This window comes from Lysobacter sp. F6437, from assembly GCF_052547215.1.
In genome coordinates this window covers 1,504,557-1,512,657 of the sequence record NZ_JBQWRB010000001.1, presented here as the reverse complement: position 1 = coordinate 1,512,657, position 8,101 = coordinate 1,504,557, and the positions used below count along the sequence as shown (strand labels likewise).

Annotated in this window: 8 protein-coding genes; all 8 read right to left on the bottom strand. The window is 62.3% G+C overall.

Features of this window, described 5'->3' with window-relative positions; genetic code table 11:
• Nucleotides 1-17: 17 nt before the first annotated feature.
• On the bottom strand, nucleotides 18-2,204 hold the full coding sequence (locus ACT9F5_RS07060; protein WP_445119177.1) for a hypothetical protein: 2,187 nt from the start codon (nucleotides 2,202-2,204) through the stop codon (nucleotides 18-20).
• On the bottom strand, nucleotides 2,201-3,340 hold the full coding sequence (gene rffA / locus ACT9F5_RS07055) for a dTDP-4-amino-4,6-dideoxygalactose transaminase (protein WP_445119176.1): 1,140 nt from the start codon (nucleotides 3,338-3,340) through the stop codon (nucleotides 2,201-2,203). The genes ACT9F5_RS07060 and rffA overlap by 4 nt, the downstream gene beginning before the upstream one ends.
• Nucleotides 3,337-3,660 (bottom strand): hypothetical protein, encoded by a 324-nt coding sequence (locus ACT9F5_RS07050; protein ID WP_445119175.1) that lies wholly within the window; start codon nucleotides 3,658-3,660, stop codon nucleotides 3,337-3,339. The genes rffA and ACT9F5_RS07050 overlap by 4 nt, the downstream gene beginning before the upstream one ends.
• Before the next feature lie 145 nt (nucleotides 3,661-3,805).
• Nucleotides 3,806-4,144 carry a hypothetical protein gene (locus ACT9F5_RS07045; RefSeq protein ID WP_445119174.1) on the bottom strand — a complete coding sequence of 113 codons (339 nt, stop codon included), beginning with the start codon at nucleotides 4,142-4,144 and terminating at the stop codon, nucleotides 3,806-3,808.
• 38 nt (nucleotides 4,145-4,182) lie between these two features.
• The gene (locus ACT9F5_RS07040) at nucleotides 4,183-5,310 is read right to left on the bottom strand and encodes a sulfotransferase (protein ID WP_445119173.1); all 1,128 of its coding nucleotides are present in this window, start codon (nucleotides 5,308-5,310) and stop codon (nucleotides 4,183-4,185) included.
• A complete protein-coding gene (locus tag ACT9F5_RS07035) occupies nucleotides 5,307-6,239 on the bottom strand; it encodes a glycosyltransferase (RefSeq protein WP_445119172.1) in 933 nt (310 codons plus the stop codon). The genes ACT9F5_RS07040 and ACT9F5_RS07035 overlap by 4 nt, the downstream gene beginning before the upstream one ends.
• The gene (locus tag ACT9F5_RS07030) at nucleotides 6,236-6,940 is read right to left on the bottom strand and encodes a WbqC family protein (protein ID WP_445119171.1); all 705 of its coding nucleotides are present in this window, start codon (nucleotides 6,938-6,940) and stop codon (nucleotides 6,236-6,238) included. The genes ACT9F5_RS07035 and ACT9F5_RS07030 overlap by 4 nt, the downstream gene beginning before the upstream one ends.
• 46 nt (nucleotides 6,941-6,986) lie before the next feature.
• The gene (wecB, locus tag ACT9F5_RS07025) at nucleotides 6,987-8,096 is read right to left on the bottom strand and encodes a non-hydrolyzing UDP-N-acetylglucosamine 2-epimerase (RefSeq protein ID WP_445119170.1); all 1,110 of its coding nucleotides are present in this window, start codon (nucleotides 8,094-8,096) and stop codon (nucleotides 6,987-6,989) included.
• Between the last annotated feature and the right edge of the window lie 5 nt (nucleotides 8,097-8,101).

Sequence of the window (8,101 nt, the reverse complement as noted above, 5' to 3'; positions counted from 1 at the left end):
CGCTTGGGGCGCGCGTTTCACGGGTTGTCCGGTTCCGGTGCCGGGACAAGGTGGGGATAGAAAATCTCGACCTTGGATGCCCGGATCCACGAGTCGCGTGACAACACGCGATTGGACCGCAACCGGAAGCCCAGGTTGACGCATGTGCCACGTGTTTCCAGCACAGGCGGTGTGGTAGCCCGCACCGGCCGCGTGGCCTGGGGAAGCTTCGCGCTCCAGATTTCCCTGCCGTCGGCCAGTACCGACAAGGTGAAATCGCCTTCCCGTTCCAGTCGCTTGTACGGCGTGTAGTACTGGAAGGTCAGCGAGAGCGGAGCAACGTCATTGGTACAGACCTGCTTGCTGGCATCCACGTGCTCGCCCCGGGCGGTCGTGTCGAAGAATGCGAGCTTCAGGGACAGCTCCTCGAAATCGACCATGTAGGGCGTACGTCCCGTCCTCGGGCTGCCGTCGACATTGGTGTTGAGCACGTCGGAGGGCGCAGATTGTTCCCCTTCGAGACGGTCCGAGTGACCCACCCCGTCGCTGCCATCCAGCGCCCAGCGGGTGAGTACCCGACCATCGTCCGCTGCGTAACCTACCCGGAGCACGGTCCACGCCGCGAATGCGAGTCCGCATGTCAGGGTGATTGCCAGTGCTACATGCCCCAATCCCCGCAAAGCGCTTCCCGGCAATTGACGGGATGAAAAACCCGGGAGGGACAATCCCGATCCTGCCAGTGAAGCCGCCACCATCCAGATCGGGAAGATGTAGCGTGGCTGGTTCTCACGCATGGTTATCAGCGCAAGGATCATCGCTGCCAGCAATGCTGACTGTTGCAGGAGCCCGGGGGCGCGCAGCGGTGCGCGAAGCAACTGCGCCAGGCCGTAGAGTGCCAACAGGGCCATCATCAGCACATAGTGCGAGTTGTAGGCCGAGGCGAACTTCACAAGCCATGGGGGCTGGTCGGCGCGCGTGGCGAGATAGAAAAACTGCTGGGTGCCAAGGTTCGAGAGTCGGTCGCCGCGATGGAGCGAACTCCAGAGACGTGCGACGGGACGCTCCAGGAATTCCGAGCGCGTTATCGCCCGCGCCTGATCGGAAAATTGCCGGGGCTCGTCCATCAGGTCGGTGTTGAAGGCGTTGTGGAAACGCATCACGAACTGATAGGAGCCATCCGAGAGCGCGGTCTGGTGGGGGACGGAGGCGCGGAGGGTCCGTGTCTGTTGCAAATCCCCGTCCATCCGCAAACCAGCTGCACCGGCGATGGCCAACAGGATCGAAAACACCGCTGCCCCGCACAGTAGCTGCAGCGCCAACATGAGCGGCCGGTTGTCCCGTTGTCCGGCACGGTGGGTTTTCCAGCCGTTGAGCAGTTGGATCAGCAGGATTCCGACGCCACTCGCCAGCATCAACAGCCCTGTTCCCGCGCCCCGCGCCATGTCGAGCAGATAGAGCACTACGCCAAGTGCAATGCCCGAGAAAATCGTCCAGCGCGAGCCCGGAGCAACCCCGTCGTGTCCGAGGAATACCCTGGCATTCAGCCACAACGCAACGGCGAACATGGCGGTGCCGGTGACATCGTGGCTTGGTATGGCCGAAGCGAGCAGAGGCTCGGGAGCGAAGATCCAAAGGATCGAGAAGGCCTGGGCTGCCTGGTGGCTGACCGCCCGACGCAACAGGTCGTACCCGGCAATCTGGACAATGCCGAGCATCACGGCATTCATGCAGATCAGCGCAAGCCGGCTTTGGCCGAAAACCTCCACCAGCGGCCAGAGGAAAGGAATAGCGCGCTGCATGTGGACGTTATCAAGGACGTCCAGGTTGTCCTGGCCGGCAAGCGTGGCCGCGCTGCGCCAATAGCCACCGAAATCACTGGCGTATTCCAGATCCAGTGGCAGGCCATAGCCCACATGCAAGAGGAGCCCCATCGAAACAGTTGTGATGAGGAACCAAGCAGGCCGGATGGGGTGGGTCCGGGTGGCGAGGTGCATTGTCGCCAGCAGGACGGCGAGGACCACCAGTACCGCCGTTCCGCGCACCGGGATACCGCCCATGCTCCATGGCGCATTCACGGCATCGGCCGCGCCGAACATCGCCAGGAACAGTACCAATCCCACGGTGAGCAACAAGACCGAACGCACCAGGATGTTGGCGAGGCCGACAACCCCCGTGGAGACGCGCTGGTTCGAGAATATCGACTGCACGAAGTCCAGCGATTTCATGCCCGGATTCCGCGCAGTGCTTCGTTGGCGGCTTCAAGGACTTCTGGCAATCGTTCGCCCAGGCCCACCCAAAGGGGCAGGCGCACAAGGCGGTCACTGATGTCGTCCGTGACCGCCAGCGACCCGGACGTTCTCGCAAATCGCCTACCCGCAGGCGACGAATGCAATGGGATGTAGTGGAAAACAGAGGCTACGCCGCGGCTGGCCAACGCTTCGATGAAGCTGCTGCGTTCCCCCGCCCCCGGAAGCAGCAGGTAGTACATGTGGGCGTTATGTTGGCAATCCGCCGGGACGATGGGCCTGCGTACCAGGCCATTGTCTTCGTGATCCGAGGCCCAGGCGTGGTAACTGTTCCAGATGGCCAGGCGTTCGCGAGTAAGATCAACCGCCTGGTCTAACTGTGCCGACAGGAAAGCGGCGACAATCTCCCCGGGCAGGTAGGACGATCCTACGTCGACCCATGTGTATTTATCGACCTGGCCGCGGAAGAACTTGCTGCGATTGGTGCCTTTTTCGCGGATGATCTCCGCCCGCTCGGCCATCCCGGCATCATTGACCAGCAGCGCGCCGCCTTCCCCCGAAATGACGTTCTTCGTCTCGTGGAAGCTCAAGGCTCCCAGTTCGCCGATTGCGCCCAGGGCGCGCCCCTTGTAGCTCGCGCAGACGCCTTGTGCGGCGTCCTCCACTACCGCAAGCCCGTGTTTTCGTGCAATCGCGAGGATGCTGTCCATCTCGCAACCGACACCCGCATAGTGAACCACGCAGATTGCCTTGGTCCGCGGGGTGATGGCAGCTTCGATCAAGGACTCGTCGATGTTGCATGTATCGGGGCGAATGTCCACGAACACGGGGATGGCCCCCCTCAGGACAAACGCGTTGGCTGTGGAAACAAAGGTGAAGGACGGCATGATCACCTCGTCGCCGGCACGCAAGTCGAGCAGAAGTGCCGACATCTCCAGCGCAGCGGTGCACGAGTGGGTCAGTAGCGCCCGGGTCGAGCCTGTGTGGTGTTCCAGCCATTGGTGGCAGGCACGGGTGAATTCCCCGTCACCCGAAAGGTGCCCGTTGTCGTGGGCCTTCGCGATCTGCCGCAGTTCCTCGCCGGTCATGAACGGTTTGTTGAACGGTATTTTCATCGAGGGTATCCCAGGGCATAGACGGAGGTGCCGCCAGCAATCAACAGCATCGCCGCAATGGAGCGGCGCGTCAGCCGTTCACCGAACAAATACCTGCCGGCGACAGCTGCCGCAATGTAGTTGATACTGGTGCACACGTACACAAGCCCGATGCCAAAGCTTTTGATGGCCAGGTAGGTCAGCGGTGTGGTCGAGACAAACAACACGATGGTGAGGTACAGGTCCATCCTGCGCCGATCGATTGCGTAGCGCTTGTAGCTGATATGTGCGGTCGTGGTGGTGACCAGCGCGGCCAGCAAGGCCAGTATCGCGATGGTCATCAGGTACCGCTCCCATCCGGCGCGGGACGGGCGGTCCCCGGGCGGCCATCGGAATGGAGCGGGATTGCCATGCGGCTCGCATGCGCGAAGTCCCGGGGAGCCCGAAGGTCCCGGTGATTCGAGCCGACGTGCGCTGGGATGTTCTTCATGGAGTGGTGTGCTTCTCGGACAGCAGCAGGGCGACGCCGAGCAGGACCAGCGCTACGCCCACCAGTTGCGCGGTGGCGATGGGTTCGTCGAAGAACCACGCGAGCGCCAATATGCCGGGGAAGAGAAGCGCCGATGCCGGGTATGCGACGCTCAAGGGGAAGTGTCGATGCAGGCTTCCCCAAAGCCAGAAACGTCCGGCGCTCAGCACCAGCACGCTGCCCATCAGAAGTACTATGGGAATGGCGTTGGCCATGCTCGGGTCGGGGGTGATCTTGAGAATCAAGGCCGCCGCAAGCTGCAAAGCCACGTTCAGCAACACCAGCGTGACCAGCAAGGTACGCGATGCGCGTGATCCATGGGCTTTCGGAGAATTCACGACGCGAAGCCACCGCCCTGGCTTTGGAAAACCTCCGGGAACAGGAAATAGTCCGCTGCATCATTGTCCGCATGGATCGTTCCGTCCTGGAAGCGCGACAGGCGCGAGGCTTCAAAACGGCGCGTCTTGTCGTCGATGGTGTGCATTGGGAGGTGGGACTGGCGCACGCCTTCCAGGTCTTCGATGAATGTCAAGACGGAGTCGATGTCCGCATTGGCAGCGGGGTAGCCCAGCAGTGCGCACTCCGGTGCGGTGCACGCACGGATGAAGCCCTGCTCGGCCGGCGTCAGCTGGCTGCGCCAACGCTCGCGGCTCGCCATGTCCACCCCGGTTTTGTCCCCGAACGACGAGTTGCCCGCCCAAGGCTGGCCGTTGTGGTCCTTGAGCGGACCATCAAGCAGCCCGGCCGGTGCCGGCGGAATCCCCAGCCATCGGGTAATCGAATCCAGGACAGACGCCGGATCGGTCACAAGGTCTTCGTACCGGAGGGCAAATGTGCGGGGGTGATTGCGGTATCGCAGCCAATAGGCGGCACTCTTGCGCCACAGGCGGAGCAACATCATCAGCGGATAGCGGTCACCGACCTGGTCGCGATACCGGCCATGGTTGGCGGAAGCAATGACCGCACAGGGGTCGCGAATGACAGCTATGCAGTGGATTCCCGCGTCCAGCATCGCCGGCAGGTACTCCTCGCAAAGAATCTCCTTCGAGCCAAGGACGGTCGGGGAAACAGGCCCCAAGTGCGACGCCATGGCTCGGTGCAATGCTTCCCGGATGTCGAAGAAGGATCCGGACGAGGGGGATATTGAAGGATGCCAGTTGGGCATCCCGCTCCCCTTCGCGGAAGTGGCGCTGGCGACAAGGGCGGCTGCCCGGGTGGCATCGAATCGCCGGGCCGCCAGCCAGGCCGTGAACTGCTCACGCTCGATCTTGCGGGCGGGCAATCCATCGTCGAGGGGCAGCGGCCGCATTGCACCACGCTCGGCGAGGAACAGACGCTTGACGTCCACGTGGAGCTGGTGGAATGGCTGGTAGGCCACCAGCGCATCCGGGTGATTGGTCAGCAGCGTCTGGATCAAGCTGGTACCCGAACGCAGCATTCCGCTGACAAACAATCGAGTCACAACCGCTCCTCGAATACCGGGAAGGGCGACGCGCCCGATGCCTGCACAAGACGACCGATGTATTCGCCGAGCACTCCCATGCAGAACATGATATTGCCGGAAAGAAACGAGATCAGGACGACGAGCGAAGGCCACCCGGCCACCGTGGATCCGTTTGCCAGCACGTCGAGCACGACATATCCGGCAAAAACCAGACTGATGATGCTGAGCAGCAACCCCCACATCGTGACCATCCGGAGCGGGGTGCTGGAATGGTTGATCAACAGGTAGGACGCCAGCCGCACCAGCTTGCGAAGAGTGTAGGTACTTCTTCCATGCTGGCGTTCGTGATGGGCAACCAAGAGGTTGTCGATCCGCTCAATCGGGACGGCATTGAACATCACCGCCGGCATGTAGACGTGCGCTCCGGCGTATTCGGCCATGGCATCGGCGGCGCGGCGGGTCATGCAGCGATAGCTTGACAAGGAAATATGGCTCGGCTTTCCGATAACCCGGGTTACCAGCAACTGCAGCAGGCCACTGGAGAGGTTGCGGTGCAATGCATGCTTCTTGCCGCCGTCAATCCGGCCGATCACCAGGTCGAAACCTTCATCGATCTTGGCGATGAACCGCGGAATTTCCTCGGGAGGGTTCTGCAGGTCGTCATCCAGTGTGACGACGTAGTCGCCGCGGGACCTTCCGATGCCGCACAGGACCGCATTGTGCTGGCCCATGTTTCGAGAGAACCGGACCAGCTTCACTCGGCTGTCCCTTTGGTGAAGCTCCGCCATGGCCCCGAAGGTGCCGTCGTTGCTGGCGTCGTCGACGAGAATGATTTCCCAGTCCGAAGCGCAAGCGGACAGTACCGGTTCAAGTCGCGCATACAGTGCGGGCAGGGTTGCGCCGCTGCGGAAAACGGGTACTACAACGCTGATGGAGGCGTTTGTCATCGGAATGCTCCGCTTGGTCCCTTCAGGTAGTCGACGGCACGCTCTCCCGTTCCGGCAAACAGATCGAGAATGCTCACGAAGTGGTCAAACGGTGGGTATGGCTGTGGGTATTCCGGGTAGCCGGCGTAGTCGGCCCACTCCACCGTTATGCCAGCCCTGCCGAAGGCGGCCTCGTCGAGATATGAGCGGGCCGCGGGACCGGACAGGTAGTGCGTCGCCGAAGCCTGTCGGCATAACTCCACGAGTCGTTCGTTACGTCCTTCCACCAGATGGTAGTTTCGCGCGCTGTTGATCCGCGTGTGCCATCCGAGCAGGCTCGTCAAGCCACCCAGGAAGTGAAGGTTGACTGCGCTGATGGTGTCGAAGCCTGCGGCGACGTCGAATAGTGGACGCAACTTCTCCGTGCAGAAGTCGATGTGCGGTGCCTTGGCGTAGGTTTGCCGGAACGTCGCCCAGTGTTTCCTGAAACAGGTTGGATCCGCGACTGCGACCTCGTCGATTGGCTGCCCAAGGCCGTGGTGCCGGACCGGGACGGTCAGCCAGGTCTTGCCCTGCGTCGACTTGATCTGGTTGCGATTCCTCCAGTCGTTCTTGGTGTATTGCGCGCAATCGTAGACGATGAACTCGTCAACCTGGGCGATAAGATCGAAATACCCCTTCCATGGAAGGTAGTTGGATTGGAGTATGGCGACTCGCTTCATCGATGGGTGGTCCAAGCCAACGTTGGTGGCGATTCCGCAGCACGCTTCATCGCGTCGCCATGATGATCTCGACAATCCGTGCGGAAGCGCGACCGTCGCCGTAGGGATTATGCGCTTCCGACATGCGCGAATATTCCTCCGCATCATCCAGCAAACGGTGCACTTCCGCGACGATGCGAGCATCGTCGGTGCCCACCAGGCGGACCGTGCCGGCTGCAACCGCTTCCGGTCGCTCGGTGGTCTCGCGCATGACCAGCACCGGCTTGCCGAGCGAGGGCGCCTCTTCCTGCACGCCGCCGGAGTCGGTCAGGATGACGTGGGCCTGCTGCATCAGGTACACGAATGGCAGGTAGTCCTGCGGTTCGATCAGGTGGACGTTGGACAGTCCCGACAGGTGCCGGCGGACCGGCTCCTGGACGTTCGGGTTCAAGTGCACTGGATAGACGATCTGGAGGTCATCGCGGGCGGCCAGTGTCGCCAGCGCCTTGCAGATGCGCTCGAAACCCCCGCCAAAATTCTCGCGGCGATGGCCGGTCACGAGCAGCAGGCGTCGCGACGAATCCAGGAACGGGAACACCTCCTGCATTTCCGTCCGCAGTGCAGGGTCCTGTTTCAACCGAGCGTCGACCTGCAGCAGCGCGTCGATGACCGTGTTGCCGGTGACGTGGATCGCCGATTCGTCGAAGCCTTCGCGTAGCAGGTTGGCGCGTGCTCCGGTCGTGGGCGCGAAGTGAAAGTCGGACAGCGGCGCCGTCAGCCGGCGATTCATTTCCTCCGGCCAGGGCGCCTGCAGGTTCCCGGTCCGCAGGCCGGCTTCGACGTGGCCGACCGGCACCCGCGCATAGAACGCGGCCATCGCGGTGGAAAGCGTGGTGGAGGTGTCTCCGTGCACCAGCACCAGGTCCGGCTTGAGTTCACCCAGGATCGGAGTCATGCCCTGGAGGATGCGGGCGGTCAGGTCCGGCAAGGTTTGGCCAGGCTGCATGACGTTGAGGTCGGCATCGGGTGTGATCTCGAACAGATCCAGGACCTGGTCCAGCATCTGCCGGTGCTGGGCCGTCACCACCACCTGGACCCGCACTCCCGGATGCGCCTGCAGGGCCTTCACCATCGGCGCCATCTTGATGGCTTCGGGGCGGGTGCCGAAGGCGACCATGATTT